Source organism: Wolbachia endosymbiont of Culex quinquefasciatus Pel (assembly GCF_000073005.1).
Lineage (GTDB): Bacteria > Pseudomonadota > Alphaproteobacteria > Rickettsiales > Anaplasmataceae > Wolbachia.
Genome location: NC_010981.1, coordinates 95,291 through 118,713, shown reverse-complemented (window position 1 = coordinate 118,713; position 23,423 = coordinate 95,291). Strand labels below are relative to the sequence as shown.

The following is a 23,423-nucleotide window of genomic DNA, read 5'->3' as shown; positions in this document are numbered from 1 at the left end:
ATTTTTAGATAACCTCTCTTAAACAATTGATATTTTACAGTGTTTTTGGTAAAATAATAGCTTAAGGCTTAGAATAAAAGTTTATGAGTGAAGCACAAGGTCCAAATATTGCAGAATGGCAGGCACAGCAGCAACACCAGGAAGCCGCTAGTGAGAAAAGTGGTTTCGGTCTTGGTCATAGTGACTCTGTTGCAACAATTGTGGATGGAATGAAGTGGATGTTCAACTTTCATGAAGGAGCAATTGCTGCTTATAATAATGTGTTTGAAGGTTTGGTAAGTGGTAGCAGTCTAGTAACGTTATTTGGGAAATCAGGTAATATGTTTGGCATAAAATTTCTTGAAAGTCTTGCTGAATATTTTTCAGGTGGTGGTGGAGAAGATATGCCATCAGAAGGAATGGGTATGGACTACGGTGATGAGGGGCATCATCCGGATGATTATCCCCACGCTAGCAATGAAATGGCTCATAGTGCTGATGGTTTGCATGATATGCATGATGCAGGTGATCATCATGGCCAATCTTTTTCACCTGGTCCTTCACCATCTGTTGGTGATGATCATGAGCTTGGTTACTAAATAACTAAGAAGATTTTATTGTAATTAGTGAAAAAAGTTTCAGTTTTAGGATCAACAGGAAGCATTGGAAAAAAGACTGTAGATTTGCTCTTAAAGAGAAAGGAAGAATATCAGGTGGAAGCACTAAGTGCCAATTCTAACTTTGCTCTGCTAGCACAACAGGCAAATCTACTTAATGCAAAATATGCTGCCATTTCTGATGAAAGGTTCTACAAAGATTTAAAAGAAGATCTACTTGGTACAAACGTCAAAGTAGAAGTTGGTGCTCCAGGTCTAGCAAATGTTGCTTCTCTACCCGTTGATCTCTCAGTTATTGCAATAGTTGGCATCGCAGGCCTTGAGCCAGTTATAAAGGTTATAGAAAGCGGTACTAAAGTTATTGCTCTAGCAAACAAAGAGAGTATTGTTTGCGGTGGTAAGTTACTACTTAAAAAAGCTAAAGAAAGGAGCGTACAAATAATTCCCATCGACTCTGAACACAACGCAATTTTTCAAGTTTTGCAAAATGATGATAAATGTGTAGAAAAGATTATACTCACTGCCTCTGGTGGACCATTTTTAAATTATAGCCTTGAACAATTAAGAAATATCACAGTAAATCAGGCACTAAGTCACCCTACTTGGAAAATGGGAAAGAAAATATCAGTTGATAGTGCAACAATGATGAATAAAGCACTAGAAATAATAGAAGCACATCATTTGTTTAAAATTAGCCCAAATAGAATTGAAGCAGTAGTGCATCCTGAATCGATAGTACATGGAGTTGTAGTTTACCAGGATGGGTTTAGCTTTGCTGTGCTTGCAGAAACTGATATGGAAATTCCCATTGCATATGCTTTGTCTTGGCCAGAAAGATCAACTTTGAACTACAAGTTAGACTTAACAAAACAAAAAAAATTGACCTTTCAAGAACCAGACCACAAATGTTTTTCTTCACTAAAGCTAAGCATGGAAGTGTTAAATTCTTCTTCTCCACATACAAATAGTATTGTTTTGAACGCTGCAAATGAGATAGCTGTTAACGAATTTTTGAAGTCACGAATCGGCTTTTTAGAAGTAGTAGAGGTAGTAAAATCAACAATAGAAAACTTTGACAAGTACTCTGATATTAACTCACTATCCGACATAATAAGTGTCGATTTTGAAAGCCGTATTCTTGCCAATGAAATCATAAAAAGTAAAGGTATCTGTTCAGTAGAGTGATAAAATAAGGTAGACGAGAAAAGACAACTAAATGGTCAAGTAGCCCCATTTCATACTCCTGTCATCCTAGTAGCTGACACTGGGATCCAGAAAAATTTACAAGTAAACTGAGCTTATGCTAAATTCAATGAGATTAAATGAAAACCAGCATCAAGTGCTGGAATGACACCTTACCTGAACAGATAAATCACTAGCACGTTCGTTCACAATAACTTGAGAGAAGCTTACATCATTAATAACTGTATTTGCTCTATACAGAAAACCACATCCTATTGCAAAAAAAAGCAACGAAGTTGCAGCAAGTGGAACTGGGTTGTCAACTACGAAACATAGACCAACAGCAAATACTCCAGATAACAAAAAAGCACAAGCATAATTAGTTTGTTTCCTTTTTTGAGCGACTGCTTCTATCTTTAGGAATTCTGGTTCTATTGCTTTCTTGACATGTCCTGCAATACAATTTCTTGGACTTTTGTTTTCATAGTTTTTAATATTAGGTTTGATATTTGGATGTGTAAGTAATATTTCTATCATGTTTACATTTCCCAACTTGCAAGCAATGTGTAGAGCTGTATTTTTTTCCTTCTTGCCGGTCTTAATTTCCTCCTCTGCACGAGCATAATTTTGAGGTATAAATCCTTCATTAACAGGTTGTGAATTGTCAAGGTATATGCAGCGAAGATATGGACTCCTATCTACTACTTCTCTCTCCTCAAATTCGTAAACTGGATAACCATCATGTTCCTTTGGTCTTCTCTCCATAACAGCTTGCTTGCTTTTAATATTTACATCAATTTTTTTATGCTGTACAAGCAACTTAGCCATAAGCTCTAAATATTGATGTTCCTCGTTATTACTAACCTCAGTTATGGATTAGCCGATAAAGAAAGGCATAGAAATAGAAGGCTTTTTGGACTGCATGGAGTAGGAAATCAGAACAGAAAAAACATGAATTAGGAAATTTGTTGGCGATCTATGTCTTGTATGCTCAATCTCAAATTTGTTTTTCAAGGAATCAAAAACAGTCTCAATAATCGACCTTTTCCTTAATAAAATCTTCTCTTTAAGTGAAATTAGTGCGTTTTTCATACCTTTTTTTACTTTAGTGACTAACTTTAGGCCTCTATCGAAGAGTTTCTCAAAAAGCTCTTTCTTTATATAGCCCTTATCTCCAAACAAAAGTCCGGTCAGTCTTTTAGTGAGAGTTGGTAAAGGTTTTCTGTCATCAACGTTACCTTTGGTTAGGGTAAGTGCTTGAATTTCACCAATTTCGTTAATCACTAAGTGCAACTTGAAGCCAAAAAACCAACCATACGTACTCTTACTAATTTCTGCTAGATGATTAAAAACTTTATTCCTAGAGATCCTTTTTTTGTGGCAAACGGCAATCGTAGAGGTGTCGATGTAGGAAGTGCCGGTCATTTTCGCTTGTTCACAGAACCATTGCAAAAGTAATGCTAAATACCACAAAACTCGCGGCTTTAAGGCAATAAATCTGTGATATGAAGGCAGCTTTGAAAACTCTGATCTATAGAATAACTGAAGATAACAAAGATAAAAAGCCTTGAAGTTTTTACATGGTGATTTATGGTATAACAGGATTATGGTTAGAATTTCTGAGTGCGCTATTTCTGGTACTCTGGTTGGTTTTTTGCCGTTTGATAAGAACCTATTTGCAAAATTATCATCTACCGCACGACAAAAATCCTCGACGCAACAGTACAGTTCTGTAATATCTTTCTTCATGGGTAACCTCTTATTATTACTAAAATACTCGAGTTTACCCTGTTTCCCTCTTCTTAGTTATACTTTTATCTATTTTCTAATCCATAACTGAGGTTACTAGTAACAAAAGCTGAAATAATGCACATCAAAGGTGTCATCCCATCCTCAAAAGCGTTAACATTCGCTCCTTCTTTCAATGCTTGTTGAAAATGATTCCAAGCTTCCTCAGGTGTTATTCTTTCACCACTAGCATTTTGAAATTCAATAGCTTTAAACAACTTTTTTGTTGCTTCACTTGTACTAAACATTTTAACCCCCTATCACAATAAACTTGATAAAATTATACATAGAAAGAATTAAAATATCAATTATTAAGCTAATGATCCAGAATATACTCCTTCGTTAAAGGAGACTGAGCATTTTCAAAGATTTCTTGAGTACTTCCGAATTCAACAATCTTGCCATTGCAAAAGAAAACTATGCTGTCAGATAATTTTTTAGCTTGCTTCATCGAATGAGTTACCATAATTATGGTGAACCTCAATTTCAATTCTTGTATAAGATTTTCGATTGCATTGGTTGCCATTGGATCAAGAGCAGAGCATGGTTCATCCATTAATAAAATAGTTGGCTTTACTGCAATTGCACGAGCAATGCATAATCTTTGTTGCTGGCCACCAGATAAATTTAGTGCACTATCTTGCAATCTATCTTTCAACTCTTCCCATAAACCAACCTTAGTTAAACTACTTTCTACTATTTCATCTAATTTTTGCTTATTTTTCACCATGCCATGCAATTTAGGCCCATAAGCAACATTATCATATATTGACTTTGGAAAAGGATTGGGTTTTTGAAATACCATACCAACTTTTGCTCTGAGCAATACAACATCCATATCACGTGAATATATATTACCCAGCCCATCGATTACCAGCTCACCGGTCGCTTTACATCCAGGTACGTAATCATTCATACGATTAAAACAACGCAAAAATGTCGATTTACCGCACCCAGAAGGTCCGATAAAAGTTGTGACTTTCTTTTTGCAAATATTCAAATTTATATCGAATAAAACTTGTTTAGAGCCATACCAAAGATTTAAATTTTTAACGAAAGCGTATTTATCGTTCATACTAAATCCTGCATTGAATAAAGTCCTGGAGTTTTATTCTCGCACAACCATATTGCTGCCTGAACCGCCCCTCTAGCAAACGTTGTACGATCAATTGCCTTGTGATTTAATTCTACTCGTTCATCGTAATTGACAAACATGACACTGTGATCTCCTATTACTCCACCTCCACGAGATACTGCAAAGCCTATTCCTCCTTTCCCTCTTATATTTGAATTATTATGTGAATATTGATTGAGCTCAAAATCCACTTTTGCAGCGTTAGCAACTGCTTTACCAAACTCTATAGCTGTTCCAGATGGTGAATCCTTTTTTAAATTGTGATGCATTTCCCAAATTTCAACGTCATACTCATTACCTAAAAGCTTGGCAGCTTCTTTTACCAATTTCAGCAACACATTAACTCCTATACTCATATTTGCTGACCATAATATTGGAACTTTAGCAGCATAGTCTTTTAAATTTAGACCTTCTATTCCAGTTGTGCCACTAACTAGCGGTTTTTTAAATTTCACGGCCGCCTTAAGGCATTCTAGCATACATTCTTTAGTTGTAAAATCTATTACAACATCGGACGATTCAAATACCTCACTAATAGAACTTGTAATTTTGATTCCTAAATTGCAATTATTGCCTACAATAGGCCCAATATCTAAGCCTATATACTCACTGCCCAAGCGAGCAACAGCACCTGCTATTTCCACTTTGGTATTCGTAATTAATTCATTGAGTATTTTCTTACCCATTCTGCCTAAGCAGCCTATTACTCCAACTCTGATTTTCATAAAGCTTTTTCCACTATGTTAGGCTTTTTTTGAAGCTTTGTCATCTTTATAAGCTTAGCATATTTAGCCTTACACTGATAAAACTATAGCTATACATCGATGAATCTATTGAAAATTGATACGAAAAATTGTAATTAGTCAATTTTCTCCTATGGAGAAAACTTATAAAGAAAAAAAGAGCACCAAAGGAGGTGCTCTTTTGTGAAGGGTTTATTTTAATAATAACCGTTTCTTACTTTGATCGGATTAGATATTTGTGCTTCTGGCACTTCAAACCTCAGTTATGGATTAGCCGATAAAGAAAGGCATAGAAATAGAAGGCTTTTTGGACTGCATGGAGTAGGAAATCAGAACAGAAAAAACATGAATTAGGAAATTTGTTGGCGATCTATGTCTTGTATGCTCAATCTCAAATTTGTTTTTCAAGGAATCAAAAACAGTCTCAATAATCGACCTTTTCCTTAATAAAATCTTCTCTTTAAGTGAAATTAGTGCGTTTTTCATACCTTTTTTTACTTTAGTGACTAACTTTAGGCCTCTATCGAAGAGTTTCTCAAAAAGCTCTTTCTTTATATAGCCCTTATCTCCAAACAAAAGTCCGGTCAGTCTTTTAGTGAGAGTTGGTAAAGGTTTTCTGTCATCAACGTTACCTTTGGTTAGGGTAAGTGCTTGAATTTCACCAATTTCGTTAATCACTAAGTGCAACTTGAAGCCAAAAAACCAACCATACGTACTCTTACTAATTTCTGCTAGATGATTAAAAACTTTATTCCTAGAGATCCTTTTTTTGTGGCAAACGGCAATCGTAGAGGTGTCGATGTAGGAAGTGCCGGTCATTTTCGCTTGTTCACAGAACCATTGCAAAAGTAATGCTAAATACCACAAAACTCGCGGCTTTAAGGCAATAAATCTGTGATATGAAGGCAGCTTTGAAAACTCTGATCTATAGAATAACTGAAGATAACAAAGATAAAAAGCCTTGAAGTTTTTACATGGTGATTTATGGTATAACAGGATTATGGTTAGAATTTCTGAGTGCGCTATTTCTGGTACTCTGGTTGGTTTTTTGCCGTTTGATAAGAACCTATTTGCAAAATTATCATCTACCGCACGACAAAAATCCTCGACGCAACAGTACAGTTCTGTAATATCTTTCTTCATGGGTAACCTCTTATTATTACTAAAATACTCGAGTTTACCCTGTTTCCCTCTTCTTAGTTATACTTTTATCTATTTTCTAATCCATAACTGAGGTTTCAACTGTTGGACTTGGTTTTGTACCTTTTTCATCTTGTTGTGCCGCAATAGGATTATGCTTATCCAACGCTGTACCTTCAAACGGCTGATTAGATATAATACTATCTACTTTAATCTCTGTTACATCATCTTTCAATCCTAACATTTCTTTTATATTGTAGGCGTTATCTTTTTTACTCTTAATTTTATTAAGATTTAAATACTCGCCATTTTCATTCTTTTTTGTTACTTCTTCTATAAGTACATTTTTGATCTCACTAAAGCCCGTATCATTACCAACGATTTTATATTCATTTTTACCGCACTTTACATATACAAGTAGTTTTTTCAATAAACTAGATTTAGCACTGAGACAATTGAGATTTTTATACTCTCCTTCTGCTAAAGGTTTCTTTAATGAAAGAAAGAATTGGTTATCCTCAAATTTAATCTCACCTACCGCTTTAGGTTCATCATTTAATCTTTCTGGAAAATTTTCTGCTGGCTCGACGTTTATATCTGTTTTAGATACAGATTCTTCAGTCTCATTTTGCATAGGGGTGCTAACAGTTGGACTTTTATTTACATTCTCATCTGAAGGTCTCTTTGGTGATATATTTTTTTGAGCAGCATTTGCTTTACTGCTAAATAACCAATTCCAACCTGATGAAACTTTTTTTGTAATCCATGAGATTCCTGTACGATAAGCAATCGACTGAAAAAAGTTTTTTATACTTTCCTACATACTTTACTCCTTAAATTAATAATTTAATTATTATATATAAAATTTAATTTGTCAATTTTCCCTATGAATAAAACTTATAAAGAAAAAAAGAGCAACAAAGAAGATGCTCTTTTATGAAATTAACTAGCAAGAACAATTATTACTCGCAAGCTTTTCTTCAACTATTAGTCGAATAAGTAACGAATTTGGTACTACTTCATCGCAAAGCAATCTTCTTATTTCTGAGCTTCTTGCTTTTGATAAGTAGTTAGATAATTCTTGAGAAAACTTCAATCTTGCTTCTTCTGGAATAAAAAATGCATCATGAAAATCACCATCTAATTCCTTTTCTGCATCATAAAACTTCTCTTGTTCATTATCCTCATTATTAACCTCTTGTTGTATTATCTTGTGACTAGCATCAGTATTATGCTCATCTTTTTCTTTATGTGCATTAACTAATAGAGATTTATTACAGTTAGCGTTCTTTGCTTCCAGACTAGTAGTTTCTGAACTTGGCACGCCATTATTTGTTGGCGCTTTAAAACTTTCAATAGAATCTATTACAACAAATGTTGAACCTTTCTTGAAGCCTAAGGACTTTTTCATTTTCCATACATGAAAAAGTTGGAGTTTATCTTTTTGTAGTATATTAATAATTAGAGATACGGAACCATCATCGTTATCTCTTTTACTAAAATTAATATTAAAATCATTTTTATTGCAGTGTATTTTCATACGATATTTACCTTTGTTTCTTGGATGCTTATAATCCTCTAGATTTTGTTGAATATCATCTGCAAGACGTAGTTCTAAGTTTCCGTTAAAAATGTTGATAGTAGAAGATTCTCTTGTTACTGCCAATGGATCAATAGTTGTATTGTCACCCGCTTGTTGTGCCGTAATAGTAGGTGTTATAGATTCAAATGGCTGATTAGATATACTACCCACTTTAATCTCTGTTACATCATTCTCCAATCCTAACATTTTTTTCACATTCTCAATACTGTCTTGAACTAATATTTTATCGCTATCGATATACTTCCCATCTTTGTTCTTCTCTATTATCGATTCTACAATTAAATGTTTAACATACTCAGGAGAATTAACACTCCTACCAGTAATGCAATATTCTCCTTTATTACACTTTAGATATACAAGAAACTTAGGATGATATGCGTTCTTGGTTAAACTACTTTTATAATCCTTAATGTTTATACACTCTTCCAAATTTAACCAAAAGTTATTCCCTTCAAATTCAAGCCCACCTACTACTGATGTTTTTTTTGTTTTTAATGGCTTGTAATTTATCTTATCCACTTTAACGAACTCTTTGTTTTTACCTAAGCCTAATACACGTATCATTTCTAATGGATTACTTAATACAGAACCTTCATCAATTTGTTTCTTTACTGAAGTTATTGACACAGACTTCCTCTCACCACCTATACTTTTCTGTGAGAGATAAGGGCCGGTAATATGAAAATCTCCACTTTCACATCTTACAAATGCATGAAATTCATTATATTGACATGGATTCTTATGTTTCTCTTCAAGGATTTTATAATTTTTATTTATCATAGTTAATAGTAGTTCACCATCGATAACTTCAAGACAAACTTTGGGTCTATCTATCTGCTTTGGCAGTATTAGTTGATTACCATCTAGAGTTTTTGGCAACGTATTATTTTTATTTACATTCTCATCTAAAGGTCTCTTTGGTGATATATTTTTTTGAGCAGCATTTGCTTTACTGCTAAATAACCAATTCCAACCTGATAAAACTTTTTTTGCAATCCATGAAATTCCTGTGTGATCAGCAATCCATTTAAAAAAGTTTTTTATTTTTTTTAACATGTCCACTCCTTAAATTAATAATTTAATTATTATATATAAAATTTAATTTGTCAATTTTCCCTATGGAGAAAACTTATAAAGAAAAAGAGCACCAAAGGAGGTGCTCTTTTGTGAAGGATTTGTTTACTAATTAATAATACCGCTTCCTACTTTGCTCGGATTAGAGGTACAATGTGTTTGTGCTTCTGGTACTCCAATTGTTGGACTTGGTTTTGTACCTTTTTCATCTTGTTGTGCCGTAGTAGGATTGAGATTATGCTGCTCCAACGCTGTACCTTCAAACGGCTGATTAGATATATCATCTACTTTAACCTTTGTTACACCATTCTCCAATCCTAATATTTCTTCTATACGGTAGGTGTTATCTTTTTTACTCTGAATTTTATTAAGATTTAAATACACACCATTTTCATTCTTTTTTGTTACTTCTTCTATAAGTACATTTTTGATCTCACTCAAGCCATTATCATTACCAACGATTTTATATTCATTTTTACCGCACTTTACATATACAAGTAGTTTAATCAATGAACTAGATTGAGCACTGAGACGATTGAGATTTGTATACTCTCCTTCTGCTAAAGGTTTATTTAATGAAAGAAAGAATTGGTTATCCTTAAATTTAATCTCACCTACTGCTTTAGGTTCATCATTTAATCTTTCTGGAAAATTTTCTGCTGGCTCGACGTTTATATCTGTTTTAGATACAGATTCTTCAGTCTCATTTTGCATAGGGGTGCTAACAATTGGAATTGTATTACTTTTATTTTTATTCTCACTTGAAGGTCTTTCTGGTGATGTATTTTCTTGAGTAGTATTTTTTTTACTACTCAACAGCCAATTCCAACCTGATGAAATTTTTCTTGCAATCCATGAAATTCCTGTGTGATCAGCAATCCATTTAAAAAAGTTTTTTATTTTTTTTAACATACTTTACTCCTTAAATTAATAATTTAATTATTATATATAAAGTTTAATTAGTCAATTTTCTCCTATGGAGAAAACTTATAAAGAAAAAAGAGCACCAAAGGAGGTGCTCCTTTTGAAGGGTTTACTGCAATTATTATGCACTAACACATAGACCATTACTAGCAGCTGGTGTTGTTGTAGAACTAGCAATTTCTGATTTAGGAACTATAATCGGATCTTTAGATATCTGAGTTATGGCAACGGTTGCTTGCTTTTCATTCAGACCTAAGATCTTCTTCATTGCGGCCAATTCGTCAGACGAAGTTTTATTATCCCCAGATACTACTGACTTTATATTCAAGAATACACCATTTTTCTCACCTTTAGGTTCATCACAAGTAATATGGAATACTTCTCCTTTTTCGGACTGGACGTGTTGAGTATATACTTTTAAACGATCAATAATATCAGTCCAATTAAGATCAGTATTACCACTAAGATCTATATCACCACAAAAAACTTTACTTGCATGTTTTATCTTTACAAATAGTTCCAGCGTTCCAGGTGTGTTTTCACAAATACCGGCAATAATAGGTAGTTTATCACGTTCCTTAGATTGCGTAATCTCAGCTCGACTGTCATCACCATTACTATGGATTGAATAATCTGCAGCTACTGGCTTCTCATGATTAACTGTATTATCCAAAGTTTTTGTTAATGTCTTGCTTGAAAACTTTCCTTGCTCTGATGATAGATTTTGTTTAGCATTACTTGGTTTACCACCAAACAACCACTTCCAGCCTGATGCAATTTTTTTTGCAATCGACTTAAAAAACTCTTTTATTTTTTCTAACATATTTTACTCCTTAAATTAACAATAATTTAATTATTACATAAAAAGTATAATATGTCAACTATTTCATAAAAATTTTAGTACTTGCTTGCAATTTTCAATAATTTAATAGCACTGGTGTTGACAACCTCCCCACCGACACGCTTAGTAACAAAAAATCTAACATAAGGTTTGTTTGTATAAGGGTCTCTCAATATTCTCATTCCTCTGTTATCCACGATCTTATAAGCTTGTTTGAAATCCGCTACTGCAATCATTGTAGGTGGCATATCAGCAGATTGATATACCGGTATTCCCATCAAAGTATCTGGAGTTTCAAGCGATAAACTCGGCTGCCAAAGATACTGACCTGTTTCAGATTTTAGTAGCCTCACGTCCTTTAACGTACTCCTGTTCATCAAAAATGATGCATTTTTAGAGTAATGTTCATTTAGAGAGTAGTACAATATCATTATGGCGTCGCTGTCTAGCTTATCAGCTTTAATTTGCTCTATCTTATTATGACCATTTCCATTTTCGTAAGTTAAAATTCCTTTAGGCTGAAAAGTGCCATCACCTTTAATGAAGGCTTCATTCTCTTTCTTACTGAAAGTTTCGGCAACCTTTTCTACAAGCCAACTTTCAACATTGACAAATGCATCATCGAGCAATTTTTGTGATATTTGCGGCTGAGCATAGAGCTCGTAAGTTGTGATGGAAATCTTTTGAATTTTAGGTGTACTTGTGTCTTTTGCAAAATCATATTTGGATTTATAGCCACCATCTTCATCTTCTACTGTTTCACCACTCCAACCTGCACCAGCACGGTCACAATCTTCTATAATATAATCCAGCGTTTCAGTAGAGATTCTTTGACTAGAACATATTTGCCGCATTGGAGATGAATCAGCTATACGCTTGTTTATCCGTTTTACAATGTGAGGAGTAACTAAATACCCTCCAATATCATTGTCATCTCCACTTAGGGTTTTGTGTGATAACCTGTTTTCCATTCCTTTGCGGATATAATCAGAAAAATATTTATCACCTGTATTAAAATCTGTGCTAATCTCTGGGCGTTGAGCTGAAGTTTCAATAAAATCTAAGCGCTCTTTGCAATTATCAATATTACTATTTATCTTGCATAGCTGCTCAGGTCCTTTGCTTTCGATTTCTTTTAGTTTGCGATCATTTATTAATTTAAATTGCTCCCATGATGAAGCAAGTTCATTAACACGGTGAGCGATATCAGTAAGTGACATAATAGCCTCCTTTAAAAATAAAATTAGAATAGTTATTGTAATTTGAAGGTAATCTTTATCAGTAATCTCAGCGTTGTCATGCAACCTGCATTCAGAAAAAAGACCGGTGAATGGCAGCTTAGTATAACTCAAACGCTTGTTTACAACCAGTGCTGGGAGGCGCCCTCATGGTAAACAACGTTCATACAACTGTGACGTATAATGCTCGTACCTGCCATTCACCGGTCTTTTTTCTGGATTCTAGCATTGGCTTCATGGTAGATACAAATGAACGTAAGCTGCTTGGTAACGGGAGAAAAATGATAATGATTACTTGTTGAAGTAAAAAAAACAGTGTAGCATTACACCACGCTAAGTATTATACTTAATTGTCAGTACTATACAGCATCCATTTTTTTGTGTCAAGCACTTTTTTTCACTGAGTAGGAGAATGTGCAAATAAAGTACGTAGCCGTATAAAGCTGGGATCCATTTTTCTATCATCACCAGAAACGTTGATTACTTTTATACCTGTAAATTTAACTGGATCCCAGTTTCAGGGCACTGGGATGACAGAAGAAAAAGGCCTGTATCGGCTACTTCGATGACACTCACAGCCCTGTCATTCCAGTGCGTGACGCTGGAATCCAGAAAAAAAAGAAAAATGGTCAAGCACTGACCCATTTAGTTATCTTTTCTCGTCTACCTTGTTTTGCCACCCTGCTGAACGGATACATACCGTTTGTTGCTTTTACTCTATATCTGCCCTGCTTCAATCAGTAAGGGATTTCAATATTAACTCTGCACTACTTGCGGGATTGCTACTCTCTGTAATGGGTCTGCCAATTACGATATAATCAGCTCCTGAATTTATTGCTTCTTTTGGTGTTGCTGTCCTTTTTTGATCATCATGACCTCGATTCATACGGATTCCTGGAGTAATAATTTTAAAGTCTTTACCACATTCTTGGCGCACTTCTTGAGCTTCTAGTGCAGAGCAAACTACTCCATGTAGTCCAATCTTTTTTGCAAGCTTTGCTAGCAAAATTACCTGTGATTTTGCCTCCCTTGCTACTCCGAGTTCACTCAGATCTTCATTGCCCATACTAGTTAGTACTGTTACTCCAATTAGCTTTATTTTCTTTCCTTGCACTATACTTAGTGCTTCTTTAAGCATTTTTGTTCCACCACTGATATGCAATGTTAGCATTTCAACATCTAGAGCTTTTATTGCTTCAACTGTTCTAGCTACAGTGTTTGGAATATCATACAATTTTAGATCTAAAAAAATTGGTACATTGCATTTTGCAACTTCTCTCACTCCAGAAGGACCATGTGCAGCAAAAAATTCTAACCCAAGTTTTACCATGCCAACCTTATCACGCAGACCATTAGCCCAAGATATGGCTTCATTCAAATCTTGTGTATCCAGTGCGCATATTATTGGGTTCATTATCTTGTATAATTTTTTTTATAATAAGAGTAATTGTTGCATTTTACAATCCATATTCAGGGATTGGTCCACTTGCAATGCTTTGTACAGACACTGAACACGATAATCTGGTCGGAGTGGGTGAACGACTGGCATATCCAAGATCTTCCTGTAAAGAATCAGACGTTTCCTCCGATGTTTTGGAACCTTTCATTGGCTTGAATTGCACAAGCTGCCCTAATATAAATTTTATTTTCTGAGTCTCCCCTAATATTATTTTTTTGCTATAATCTTTAATTGTTTCATTTTCTCTTATTGATTCTTCTATCTTATCTATCACATATTGAAGTTGTTTTATTTGACTGTCTCGCTCTAAAAGTGAATTTCTTAAATTTTTCACTTCGTTATTACAATCTTGTCTTATTCTGTCTAACTCAAAAGATTGATTTTTAATTAAACCGTCTGCTTTATCTAGCTCTTCAAATTTCCTTTTTAACTCTTGAGATAAGTTTTTATTTTTCTGATCAATTTCTTTAAATTTACATTGTAATTCATCTAATTTCACACAAAGTTCTTCTTTTCTTTTATGTAATTCTTCTTTTTTCATATACAGTATATCTTTCTCTTTACGTAATTTGTCTATTTCCTTAGATAACTCCTCTTTTTCTTTAGATAATTTCTCTACTTCCTTATATAATTCCTCATATTTATCATTGTCTATTTTTCTTTTCAATTCGATTATAAGTTTTTTCCTCTCAGTTAGATTAGCTTCTTTTTCCTGTAACTGTTTACACAAATATGAGATTTTATGGAGTAGTTCTTTTTCTTGTGCAGCAAGCTCATCTTTCTCCTTCGTTACTTTTTCTAATTCGTCTGTTATTCCAATTATATGGATCATTTTTGCTTCTAATTTCTCCTCCAAAGATTTTTTTTCTTTAAGAAAAGATTTCCTCTCAGTTTCTATTTTTTGACCAAATTTTCTTTCTTCCTCGTATAAATTGTGCTTTTCTTGAGTCAACTCACGCTCTTTGTGAGCAAATTTCTTCTCCACTTTACTAGTGTCAATAATTATTTTATACAAAATCATAAAAGCCAAAACAGATAATACAGCTAAAGCGAGAATTAAAGAACTAGGTACATTAATAAGCGCTAAAGATGTAAGTAACGTGAGAGTAGCCAGAGAACTAGCTATAAAATAAAATGTATTATATTTATTAAGTAAATTGCTCATCACCTATACACAAAACTGCAGCAGTCTTGTATATATTGATTAAAATTGTCTTACCTGGGGAGTGTTAAATAAACTGTGTCAAACCGAAAAAAAAGTAATAAATTGATATAAAAAAATGGAGGTTTGACAATGAGTCAGAAAGTAGTAAACAGAACTACCGGTTTGGTAGATTATAAAGAATTAGAAACAAATATCCTGTCGTCTATACGAGAAGGAAGACCGTTGACAGGAAGAGATGGAGCATTAACACCGTTTATAAAAAAGTTGCTGGAGGTAAGCCTGGAAGGTGAAATAGAAAACCACTTGTCGGCCGAAAGCGAAGAGAATAATCGAAGAAATGGGAGGAATGCAAAGACTTTACGTACAAGCGCAGGGTCATTTGAGCTTTTGACGCCAAGAGATAGGGAAGGAAGTTTCGAACCACAAATAGTCAAAAAAAGGCAAACAAACTTACATCCAGAGCTTGAAACGAAGATTTTGAGCACATTTGCCAGTGGTATGGGCTATAGAGATATAGTGTCACATGTTGAGGAAATTTATGATCACAAAATATCGGCGGCAGAGATATCAAGTATTACTGACAAATTGCTACCAGTAATCAACGAATGGCGTAGTCGCCCGCTGCAGTCTGTATATCCGATAGTTTTCATGGATGGCATGTTTTTTAAAGTCAAAGAGGACGGGCATTGCGTAAGTAAATGCATGTATAACATATTAGGCATAGATCAAAATGGCAAAAAAGAAGTATTAGGTTTTTATTTGGCTGAAAGTGAAGGAGCTAACTTCTGGTTGGGAGTGCTAAATGACCTCAAAGAAAGAGGAGTAGAAGATATCCTTATTGCCTGCGTTGATGGGCTGAAAAGCTTTCCTGCAGCTATAAACAGTGTCTTTCCTAATGCGGAAGTGCAGATGTGTATAGTGCATCAGATACGCAACTCACTGAAGTATGTGGCCAGTAAAGATGCGAAGAGTTTTTTGAGCGATTTAAAGAAGGTATATCAAGCTTCAAGCAAGGAAATTGCCGAGAATTATCTGTTGGAATTGGATGAAAAATGGGGCACAAAGTACCCTATGGTTATAAAATCTTGGCAGAATAATTGGGAAAACTTGTCTGGTTATTTTAAGTATTCTGGTCCAGTTAGGAGGATAATCTACACCACCAATCCCATAGAGGGGCTACATAGGCAAATTAGGAAATTCACTAAGACCAAAGGCTCATTACCAGCATAAATGCCTTGTATAAGCAGGTATATTGTGCTATAAAGAAGGTAGAGGAAAAGTCGACGATGCCTGTACATGATTGGGCATTAACTATCTCTCAACTTGATGTTTTCTTTCCTGGCAGATTGAAAATTGAGTTGAACTAAAAATGCGGTTTGACACAGTTTATTTAACACTCCCCTTACCTGTAGAGGAGAACACTTATCACAATTTTACCAGTGATAAACTTTAGTTGATATTCTAACTAAACTCAAAATGCAAGGTGGCATCAGACAGGAGTAGAACATCTAGGAGTAGAACATCTACTAGAATATCCAAAATCTTCTGAATATGAAGCTTCATCCAGCTCTTTATTTGGTAGTGCTGATAAATCTCCATTACTTATATCTGAAGGAGGAAGGCTATCATTAGTTTGTACAGATATTTCTTCAATTACTCCTTTTATTTCTTGATCACTGACTCCAACATTCTTGATTAATTCCTCCAATCTATTCAAAATCTCTAATACAGTTTCCTGCGATATAATCACTTTATCTCCTTCTCTTACATTCTCTTTGAACAAATATATCATGTTTTTTGCCAAATCTTGTGCTAAGCTCACACGATTCTGATGAACTAATGAAGATTGATCATTCAAATCTGAAATTTCTTCTTTTATAGAATGCTTCTCAAATAGTAACTCTTTGTACTTTTCATGTTGAATTTGACTTTCTTCCTCCAGATTGATGCTATAATTTTCCAACTCTTCACTGTTTTTTCTTTCTTTATTAAGAATTTTTTCTAACTCTTTAATCCTACTGAAATATTTAGTTTCTTTCTCTTCCGATTGCTTACTTAGTTCTTCTAAATCTACAGTTAGTTTAATCACTTCTTGAGTTTTTTCATTTAACTTTTCTTGTAATCGTTTTTTTTCTTCTTCTGAATTACATAATCTAGATTCTAAACTAAAAACTTCCCCCTTTTCTTCTTCCAACAGCACCTCTAACTCTGCTATTTTTTTCTTTTTCTCTTCTAAGTATATTTCCAATTCTGTTATTTTTTGACTTTCTAATTCGTGTGATTGACTTTCTAATCTCTGGATTTCACCATACTTACCATCCAACTCTTTTTGAGTATCATTCAATTTTTGTTTTAATCTTTTATTTTCATTCACTGCTACAGCCACACTGTACTCTAATTGCCTTATTTGATCCTTTAGTCTTTGTACTTTAACATCTAGACCTTCAGCAAATTCTTCTAAATCTTGCTTTTCTTGCACTAATTCAGCTTTTTCTTTACTTAACTTTTGTATCTCTTTTTGCGCTTTCCTTAACTTCTCCTCTAACTTTTCCTTCTCTACTTTTCTCCTTTCAAATTCACTCTCTACCGAATCACTTAGCTGCCCGAATTTTTGTGTTATTTCAGCCAAAACTTCATCTTTTTCCCTTACCTTTCCATTTAATTCCTCTACCTCTCTCATTTTTTGCTGTAATTGTTCTAATATAGTTTGATTATTTCCAGTTAATCTTGTATTTTCTTTTTCCAATTTATTAATTCTTTCGTTTAAGCTTTCATCTACAACTTGTGCAATTTTGTCTTGCATTTTAGTACTACCTATTTGAGCTTTTTTGATGCCACGCTCAATTTCTTGAGTTGTTTGAATGTTAATATTTCTATTACTATTTTCTATCACAATCTCAGATGATTTATGATTGCCTTTCTCCTTATTTCTAAATTTTATTTGATACAAGAATAAGTTACCTATTTTTACATCTTTATTTGCTTTCAATTGATCATCAGTAACACGATTACGCTCGATAAGTTCTATACCATTAGCATCAATATTAATTATAATAGTGCACTTTTTTCCGTCCTCATCACACCAATTCAGAGTCATTTCGTATGCACCATCAGTTACAACATAGTGCCTTATTCCTTCTTCAGAAACAAAACCGTGCATTCCATTTTTTCCATTGCTATGCAGAGTTGAAAACCCTGAAATTCCATTATCTTGACAGAAATTACTATTCAAAAACTCACTGACTTTGAATTTGTTTTTATTAGCTCCCAATTTAACTTCTGCACAACTACCATATATTGACACTGTTTCAACACCATTTGCAATATACCCATTCAATACTTTTTTAGCCTCATCTTGAAGCTCTGGTCTCGCCTCCTTTACATTATTGAAATCTTGGATAACGGCTTTATACAATTCATCTTCATTAAAATTGGCATTGTATTTTATTAAAAAAGATAATATGTGAAGACTAGCTACAGCAGTGTGAATTGATTTATTCTTTTCTTTTATCTTACCGAGCAAAAACAAAAACCTTTGAATGAAGTCATGATAATCATCTTTTTGCTCTTCAATTTTATTATTATATGAATTACCAATCATTATTACCTCACAACTAAATAATTAGTATAGTAATACGAATGCTAAGTTACATCAATCAATAAACTTACAGTAAATTTTCCATTCTCAGTTATAAGCTCTGCTTCTGTACCCTCAACCCATTCTATCACTTCAGCATTGCAAACTGACTGCAAATCATGCTGAGCAGAATAATTTAACTCATCCTCTTTTACACTCGCTTTTATCATCAACTTTTGTATAAGATGCTTAACTGATACGTTATTATCTGCTTTTATTTTTCTCACAAGGTTTAATATCTGCACGAAATTATCTCCCATTTCTTCAGAATACTTATCATAGATAAGTTCTTCCTTGTTAGGCCAATTACTTTTATTGTGAACGGAGTTATAACTATACAACTGATGATATATTTCCTCTGTAATGTATGGCAAAAATGGTGCAAATAACCGCAAAATAATATTTAGTACATATGCCAAACTCTGTTTCGCACTCATGTTTGCCTCGCTGTCCAATGCATCTCCATATGCACGTTTTTTAACTAACTCTAAGTAATTATCACAAAAATCTTTCCAAAAAAATTCTTCTATTGCGCTCAAAGCTTCGCAGTATTCAAACTGTAATAGGTTGTTCGTCGTTTTTTCTATCACTTTATATAATTTGGACAATATCCACTTATCCATCGTCTCACTGATGGAATTTATGCTCAATGCTTGATGTTTTTCCATAAACATGGAAACAAATTTGCTAGCATTCCAAAGTTTCGTAACAAGTCGTTTGCCAATTTTGAAGATATTTTCAGAGTAGACTGTGTCAACTCCAAGTCTTGAGTTTGCTGCCCAATAGCGTACTACGTCAGCTCCATAGGTTTCAAGCATTACATGAGGAGTGATGATATTACCTTTTGATTTACTCATCTTTTTTTTATCATCAGCCAAACACCAACCACTAATCATGATATTTTTCCACGGCAGTGAATCTGCATGATAATGTGCCTTCAAAATCGTATAAAAAGCCCAAGTTCTTATTATCTCATGGCTTTGGCTGCGCAGATCTGCAGGAAATATCTTATCATACCGATGGCTTGGTAAACCGAGCTCACTGTTTACTGCCAGTGCACTTAATTGAGGAGTGATCGCACTTGTTGCCCAAGTATCCATCACATCTTGATCTGAAGTAACTTCTTCTTTAATATACCCTTTCGGCAAATCTTTGAGTGGATCTACAGGTAAATCCTTTACTTCAGCTAGAATGATTTTGCCTTCTTCTCCCTTACGTTTTGAATACCAAACTGGAAATGGTACACCAAAATAACGCTGTCTTGAGATGCACCAATCCCAACTTAGCCCTTCTATCCACACCTCTATACGTTTACGCATAGATTCTGGATGCCAATTACATTTACTCACTTTATCTAATACTTGAGTTTTTTGCTCTAAAGTCTTGACAAACCATTGATAAGTAGGTAATATTTCAAGCGGCGCACCAGATCTTTCAGCACATTTAACAGAATGAGAAATGCTAGTGCTTTCTATTAAAAGGCCCTTTTCAGTTAGGATTTCAATAATTCTCTTTCTTGCTTCTTTAACTCTTAGGCCATTTACTTCATCGTAGATTCCAGCGTCACGCGCTGGAGCGTGTGTCTCCTCTAATGTCTGGATTCCAGTGTCAAGCACTGGAATGTCACTCCCCTTTGTCATCCCAGTGCCTTGACACTGGGATCTATTATTACCATACACTGAATCTAGACTTATCCTACCATCCTGATCGATAATAATTTTCATCGGCAGACCATGCTTTTGCTGCCAATATATGTCGAGCTCATCACCAAACGTACAGCACATAACAAGCCCAGTACCTTTATCTATTTTAACTTTATCATCAGCTATTATTGGAACTTTTGCTCCTGTTATTGGCACTACGGCTATTTTTCCAATCAGCTGAGTGTAGCGTGCATCTTCTGGATGGCAAAAAACTGCAACACATGCTGGAAGCAACTCAGGCCGTGTAGTTGCAATCTTAATCTGCTCATTTTCTTCAGTGGAAAAAACTATCGTGTTCAAAAATGACTCAAAGACTTTATCCTCTATTTCTGCTTGTGCAATTGCAGTTTTATCGACTGGGTCCCAAAGAATAGGTTGCATTTTTTTGTATGCATACTCTTTATTATATAGATCAATGAATGACATTTGAGAAAGTGCCACAGCTTCTTTACTAATTGTGTGATACTCTAAATTCCAGTCATAACTAATACCGACTGATTTAAACAATTCCTTGAATTCCTGCTTTGACTTCTCAATAACTTCATGGCACATCTCTATAAATTCTTCTCTGCCAACTTCTTTTGCACGGGTTTTATAGGTCTGCTCAACTAACCTTTCAGTGGGAAGCCCATTATCATCAAACCCAATTGGATAAAATACATCTTTCCCCAGCATACGTTGAAACCTTGCAATAAAGTCCGTATGGCAATAGCTAAATATATGACCAATATGCAACTTTCCAGATATCGTTGGTGGAGGCGTATCTATAGTGAAAGTATTATCCTTTTCACCATTCCATTTATAAACTTTACTCCCTTCCCATAATATGTTGTATTTGTCTTCAATTTCCCTAAAGCTATACTTTTCTTCTAACATAAATATTTCTCAGTTTTAAGCTTTAAGTTATCACAATTGAGCAAATACAGCAATTTTAATGTCTGCCATTTAATTTAGCCTTGTTATGATACAAATTTTTCTTGATCTTATAATTTTTAATGTATTACATAATAAATTTTTAGTATTGAGGTTTATTATGCTTAACTTTCATAACTTAAAAGAGCTTATAGATATTCTAAGTAATCCATACTATGTGCCTCACCCAGCAAAAGTAGACTTAGTAGAATTGCTTGAAGACGTGCTGGAATTAAAAGATAAAAAAAGCCCAGAAGAGGCAATAACTACATTGAAAGATAAAATAAGAAATGAACTCAAAAGTGAAATGTCGAATGAACTGAAACAAAAAATAAATACTCAAATCCAGCAGTTACAGCAAGAAAAGAAAATATTAGAAACCAAAAATGAAGCAAATAAACAACTAAAAGAAAAAGCAACATATATCGCTACTGCTAGTACTGGTCTTGCTGTTGGGTTAGTAGTGTATATTACACTTGAACATACAAATAAATTGGACATGTGGTTAATCGTTGTTATAGCAACAGTATCTGCATTCTTAGCTGGTGATTTAATAATGAAACCTAGCTCTCAAGTAAATGGAACACAAGAACCACAAGGAGTAGCAAATAAGAATTCAGTGTAGCTTGATATAGTTTTTTTCATTTCACTGCCTTTCCAAATTTGAAGCAGGTTGTTTGAGCCATAGTACAAAGTAAATATAGTAATTTTACACTAAAATTTTTAGTTTTGTTTCTGTGGGTTAGTTGGTACGAGCCTTGCCTTTAAGAAGATGTAAAATCACAATTATTACGAATAACATTCCACCAATAACTGATATAGCTCCACCCGTAATAAAACAAGCACGTGCCAACATTGATGAAATACTTGGCAGATCTGCAACTTTTCTTAAGGCACCATATCCACCAAGCCAAACAAGTCCAGTAATGTGGAGAAAATGTCCCAAGCTATATGCATAAATCTGTAATCTTACTATGGAGCTTTTTATTTCTTTACAGCCCAATTTTGGTAACAGCCAGTAGACAAAATTCATAAAAGCTATAGTAATACCAACTACAGAACCATGATAATGCGCAGGAATAGTGACATTTCCTTCAATAGTTAGCACTCCAAGCACACCTCCATAAATGAACAATACAAACGAGTGAAGAAGATAATTGCCCTTATCATTGAGCAGAGTTTTTATGTTGCAATACACTAATATTGTTAAAAAGCACGGCAGAACTGCTCCAGCAATTCTCATATGCCAGGTAAAAAACTGTATCAATTCAGCACTATCCGCCGAATAAATAAAGTATATAAACGGCGCACCTACGGTCAAAACTGTGTTTATAAATAGTGGTAAAATGGTAATTTTATTTAGACTAATATAGCGAGCATTCAGTATGATCAAATAAACTAAAAACATTGCTTGAGCAAAGGCAAACTGCAGTAAATGTCCGCCTCCCCAAAAGAGATATTCATAAAATAAATTCTTGTCTGAGTGATATAGACCTGGAGGCATATTTTTATGTGCTAAAACAACACAAAGAAATGATGACACAAGTATAATGACCAGGCCAATTTGTCCGATTGAAAGATATGAGTCTTGTTTATTTGATATGTAGGCTAGAGCTGTATTTATCAATATGCTGGTAATGAAAAGACTGAGTCCAAGTAAAAATAATTTGTTTTGTAATACAGGTATATAGTTACTTTTGATAACTTCAGTATTTGGAACAAATGCAGATATAAACATTAGCAGCATGGAAAGGATTGAGAGAATCCATGAGAAGTTAAACCAATGATTGGTGTTTTTTAAGTTTATGATGAAGAGCAGAGATATTATAGAGCACATCCATACCAAAATTGACAAATTTACGTGTATCACCAGTGCATTATCAAAGATATATTGTGCAGAAGGAATGAGAGAAGAAATAAAAGGCAATCGTAGAAAAATAACAATTATTGACAGCAGTCCAGAACAAGCAAGAGCAAGTACTGCCAAGAATATCCATTGCCTGCAAAGTGAAGCGTTATTTTGTATGTTGAGCATTTATTTTTAGGTACTATAGCATAAGATAGTATACATTTTTCAAATTGATATGAGTAGTTCAAATGAATGACATCACAACAATATCTTTCATCCTGAAAATGCTGCCTGTTTCATATTGGAGTAGTATTACTGACAGCATTAGTTTGAGCTATAGATATTTCTTTTAGTCCATACTTGATAAAAGTTATTACAGTAAGAGAATCTTTACATAATGGTATGACATTACGTTAATGCTTTTGATCCACAAT

20 protein-coding genes and 1 pseudogene are annotated in these 23,423 nt (G+C 34.1%); 5 read left to right on the top strand and 16 right to left on the bottom strand.

Annotation, left to right across the window (positions count from 1 at the left end; translation table 11 throughout):
- Positions 1-83: 83 nt before the first annotated feature.
- Both WP_RS00570 and dxr read left to right on the top strand, forming a co-directional pair.
- Positions 84-578, top strand: a complete 495-nt coding sequence (locus tag WP_RS00570) for a hypothetical protein (RefSeq protein ID WP_007302735.1) — start codon at positions 84-86, stop codon at positions 576-578.
- A gap of 27 nt (positions 579-605) precedes the next feature.
- A complete protein-coding gene (gene dxr / locus WP_RS00565) occupies positions 606-1,781 on the top strand; it encodes a 1-deoxy-D-xylulose-5-phosphate reductoisomerase (protein ID WP_007302736.1) in 1,176 nt (391 codons plus the stop codon).
- A 150-nt stretch (positions 1,782-1,931) separates the two neighbouring features.
- Here the strand turns inward: dxr and WP_RS00560 are convergent, their stop codons facing one another.
- The 11 genes from WP_RS00560 to WP_RS00510 all read right to left on the bottom strand — a co-directional run bounded on the left by WP_RS00560 (position 1,932) and on the right by WP_RS00510 (position 12,246).
- Positions 1,932-2,606 (bottom strand): ankyrin repeat domain-containing protein, encoded by a 675-nt coding sequence (locus WP_RS00560; protein ID WP_007302737.1) that lies wholly within the window; start codon positions 2,604-2,606, stop codon positions 1,932-1,934.
- A gap of 48 nt (positions 2,607-2,654) precedes the next feature.
- Entirely contained in the window at positions 2,655-3,527 is an 873-nt protein-coding gene (locus WP_RS00555) for an IS982-like element ISWpi16 family transposase (RefSeq protein ID WP_007301954.1), read from the bottom strand.
- A gap of 65 nt (positions 3,528-3,592) precedes the next feature.
- Positions 3,593-3,814, bottom strand: coding sequence for a hypothetical protein (locus WP_RS00550; RefSeq protein WP_007302738.1), 222 nt, complete (start codon positions 3,812-3,814; stop codon positions 3,593-3,595).
- 68 nt (positions 3,815-3,882) lie between these two features.
- Complete coding sequence (gene pstB / locus WP_RS00545; RefSeq protein ID WP_012481738.1) at positions 3,883-4,641, bottom strand: phosphate ABC transporter ATP-binding protein PstB; 759 nt, start codon at positions 4,639-4,641, stop codon at positions 3,883-3,885.
- On the bottom strand, positions 4,638-5,426 hold the full coding sequence (dapB, locus tag WP_RS00540; RefSeq protein WP_007302740.1) for a 4-hydroxy-tetrahydrodipicolinate reductase: 789 nt from the start codon (positions 5,424-5,426) through the stop codon (positions 4,638-4,640). Before dapB ends, pstB begins: the two co-directional genes overlap by 4 nt.
- A gap of 288 nt (positions 5,427-5,714) precedes the next feature.
- Complete coding sequence (locus WP_RS00535; protein ID WP_007301954.1) at positions 5,715-6,587, bottom strand: IS982-like element ISWpi16 family transposase; 873 nt, start codon at positions 6,585-6,587, stop codon at positions 5,715-5,717.
- 76 nt (positions 6,588-6,663) lie between these two features.
- Positions 6,664-7,218 (bottom strand): hypothetical protein, encoded by a 555-nt coding sequence (locus tag WP_RS00530; RefSeq protein WP_007302741.1) that lies wholly within the window; start codon positions 7,216-7,218, stop codon positions 6,664-6,666.
- A 312-nt stretch (positions 7,219-7,530) separates the two neighbouring features.
- Entirely contained in the window at positions 7,531-9,243 is a 1,713-nt protein-coding gene (locus WP_RS00525; protein WP_007302742.1) for a hypothetical protein, read from the bottom strand.
- 126 nt (positions 9,244-9,369) lie between these two features.
- Positions 9,370-10,173 carry a hypothetical protein gene (locus WP_RS00520; RefSeq protein ID WP_007302743.1) on the bottom strand — a complete coding sequence of 268 codons (804 nt, stop codon included), beginning with the start codon at positions 10,171-10,173 and terminating at the stop codon, positions 9,370-9,372.
- Between the two features lie 133 nt (positions 10,174-10,306).
- On the bottom strand, positions 10,307-11,008 hold the full coding sequence (locus WP_RS00515; RefSeq protein ID WP_012481736.1) for a hypothetical protein: 702 nt from the start codon (positions 11,006-11,008) through the stop codon (positions 10,307-10,309).
- Positions 11,009-11,082: 74 nt separating this feature from the next.
- Positions 11,083-12,246 (bottom strand): phage major capsid protein, encoded by a 1,164-nt coding sequence (locus tag WP_RS00510; protein ID WP_007302745.1) that lies wholly within the window; start codon positions 12,244-12,246, stop codon positions 11,083-11,085.
- A 167-nt stretch (positions 12,247-12,413) separates the two neighbouring features.
- Here WP_RS00510 and WP_RS07460 point away from each other — a divergent pair, with 167 nt between their 5' ends.
- The gene (locus tag WP_RS07460) at positions 12,414-12,566 is read left to right on the top strand and encodes a hypothetical protein (RefSeq protein ID WP_156220886.1); all 153 of its coding nucleotides are present in this window, start codon (positions 12,414-12,416) and stop codon (positions 12,564-12,566) included.
- Between the two features lie 431 nt (positions 12,567-12,997).
- On the opposite strand, the gene pyrF is transcribed toward WP_RS07460, so the two are convergent.
- Positions 12,998-13,678, bottom strand: coding sequence for an orotidine-5'-phosphate decarboxylase (gene pyrF, locus WP_RS00505; RefSeq protein WP_012481735.1), 681 nt, complete (start codon positions 13,676-13,678; stop codon positions 12,998-13,000).
- Between the two features lie 43 nt (positions 13,679-13,721).
- Positions 13,722-14,888: a hypothetical protein gene (locus WP_RS00500; protein ID WP_012481734.1), complete on the bottom strand. Its 1,167-nt coding sequence runs from the start codon at positions 14,886-14,888 to the stop codon at positions 13,722-13,724.
- A 129-nt stretch (positions 14,889-15,017) separates the two neighbouring features.
- On the opposite strand from WP_RS00500, the pseudogene WP_RS00495 reads away from it, so the two are divergent.
- Positions 15,018-16,255, top strand: a pseudogene (locus WP_RS00495) (IS256-like element ISWpi15 family transposase).
- A gap of 122 nt (positions 16,256-16,377) precedes the next feature.
- On the opposite strand, the gene WP_RS00490 reads toward WP_RS00495, so the two are convergent.
- Together WP_RS00490 and WP_RS00485 are read right to left on the bottom strand one after the other, a co-directional pair.
- Positions 16,378-18,489 (bottom strand): coiled-coil domain-containing protein, encoded by a 2,112-nt coding sequence (locus WP_RS00490; RefSeq protein WP_007302749.1) that lies wholly within the window; start codon positions 18,487-18,489, stop codon positions 16,378-16,380.
- Positions 18,490-18,530: 41 nt separating this feature from the next.
- Complete coding sequence (locus tag WP_RS00485; RefSeq protein ID WP_007302750.1) at positions 18,531-21,104, bottom strand: valine--tRNA ligase; 2,574 nt, start codon at positions 21,102-21,104, stop codon at positions 18,531-18,533.
- 85 nt (positions 21,105-21,189) lie between these two features.
- Here WP_RS00485 and WP_RS00480 point away from each other — a divergent pair, with 85 nt between their 5' ends.
- Positions 21,190-21,765, top strand: a complete 576-nt coding sequence (locus tag WP_RS00480) for a hypothetical protein (RefSeq protein WP_012481733.1) — start codon at positions 21,190-21,192, stop codon at positions 21,763-21,765.
- A gap of 117 nt (positions 21,766-21,882) precedes the next feature.
- Here the strand turns inward: WP_RS00480 and WP_RS00475 are convergent, their stop codons facing one another.
- Positions 21,883-23,175: a cbb3-type cytochrome c oxidase subunit I gene (locus WP_RS00475; protein ID WP_007302752.1), complete on the bottom strand. Its 1,293-nt coding sequence runs from the start codon at positions 23,173-23,175 to the stop codon at positions 21,883-21,885.
- Between the last annotated feature and the right edge of the window lie 248 nt (positions 23,176-23,423).

Coding starts and splice junctions, on each gene's coding strand:
- WP_RS00555 (WP_007301954.1), bottom strand. CDS start 3,527: ATGAAGAAAGATATTACAGAACTGTACTGTTGCGTCGAGGATTTTTGT.
- pstB (WP_012481738.1), bottom strand. CDS start 4,641: ATGAACGATAAATACGCTTTCGTTAAAAATTTAAATCTTTGGTATGGC.
- WP_RS00510 (WP_007302745.1), bottom strand. CDS start 12,246: ATGTCACTTACTGATATCGCTCACCGTGTTAATGAACTTGCTTCATCA.
- WP_RS00550 (WP_007302738.1), bottom strand. CDS start 3,814: ATGTTTAGTACAAGTGAAGCAACAAAAAAGTTGTTTAAAGCTATTGAA.
- WP_RS00490 (WP_007302749.1), bottom strand. CDS start 18,489: ATGATTGGTAATTCATATAATAATAAAATTGAAGAGCAAAAAGATGAT.
- WP_RS00475 (WP_007302752.1), bottom strand. CDS start 23,175: ATGCTCAACATACAAAATAACGCTTCACTTTGCAGGCAATGGATATTC.
- WP_RS00560 (WP_007302737.1), bottom strand. CDS start 2,606: ATGGCTAAGTTGCTTGTACAGCATAAAAAAATTGATGTAAATATTAAA.
- WP_RS00520 (WP_007302743.1), bottom strand. CDS start 10,173: ATGTTAAAAAAAATAAAAAACTTTTTTAAATGGATTGCTGATCACACA.
- pyrF (WP_012481735.1), bottom strand. CDS start 13,678: ATGAACCCAATAATATGCGCACTGGATACACAAGATTTGAATGAAGCC.
- dapB (WP_007302740.1), bottom strand. CDS start 5,426: ATGAAAATCAGAGTTGGAGTAATAGGCTGCTTAGGCAGAATGGGTAAG.
- WP_RS00570 (WP_007302735.1), top strand. CDS start 84: ATGAGTGAAGCACAAGGTCCAAATATTGCAGAATGGCAGGCACAGCAG.
- WP_RS00525 (WP_007302742.1), bottom strand. CDS start 9,243: ATGTTAAAAAAAATAAAAAACTTTTTTAAATGGATTGCTGATCACACA.
- WP_RS00485 (WP_007302750.1), bottom strand. CDS start 21,104: ATGTTAGAAGAAAAGTATAGCTTTAGGGAAATTGAAGACAAATACAAC.
- WP_RS00535 (WP_007301954.1), bottom strand. CDS start 6,587: ATGAAGAAAGATATTACAGAACTGTACTGTTGCGTCGAGGATTTTTGT.
- WP_RS07460 (WP_156220886.1), top strand. CDS start 12,414: ATGGTAAACAACGTTCATACAACTGTGACGTATAATGCTCGTACCTGC.
- WP_RS00500 (WP_012481734.1), bottom strand. CDS start 14,888: ATGAGCAATTTACTTAATAAATATAATACATTTTATTTTATAGCTAGT.
- WP_RS00480 (WP_012481733.1), top strand. CDS start 21,190: ATGATACAAATTTTTCTTGATCTTATAATTTTTAATGTATTACATAAT.
- WP_RS00530 (WP_007302741.1), bottom strand. CDS start 7,218: ATGCAAAATGAGACTGAAGAATCTGTATCTAAAACAGATATAAACGTC.
- WP_RS00515 (WP_012481736.1), bottom strand. CDS start 11,008: ATGTTAGAAAAAATAAAAGAGTTTTTTAAGTCGATTGCAAAAAAAATT.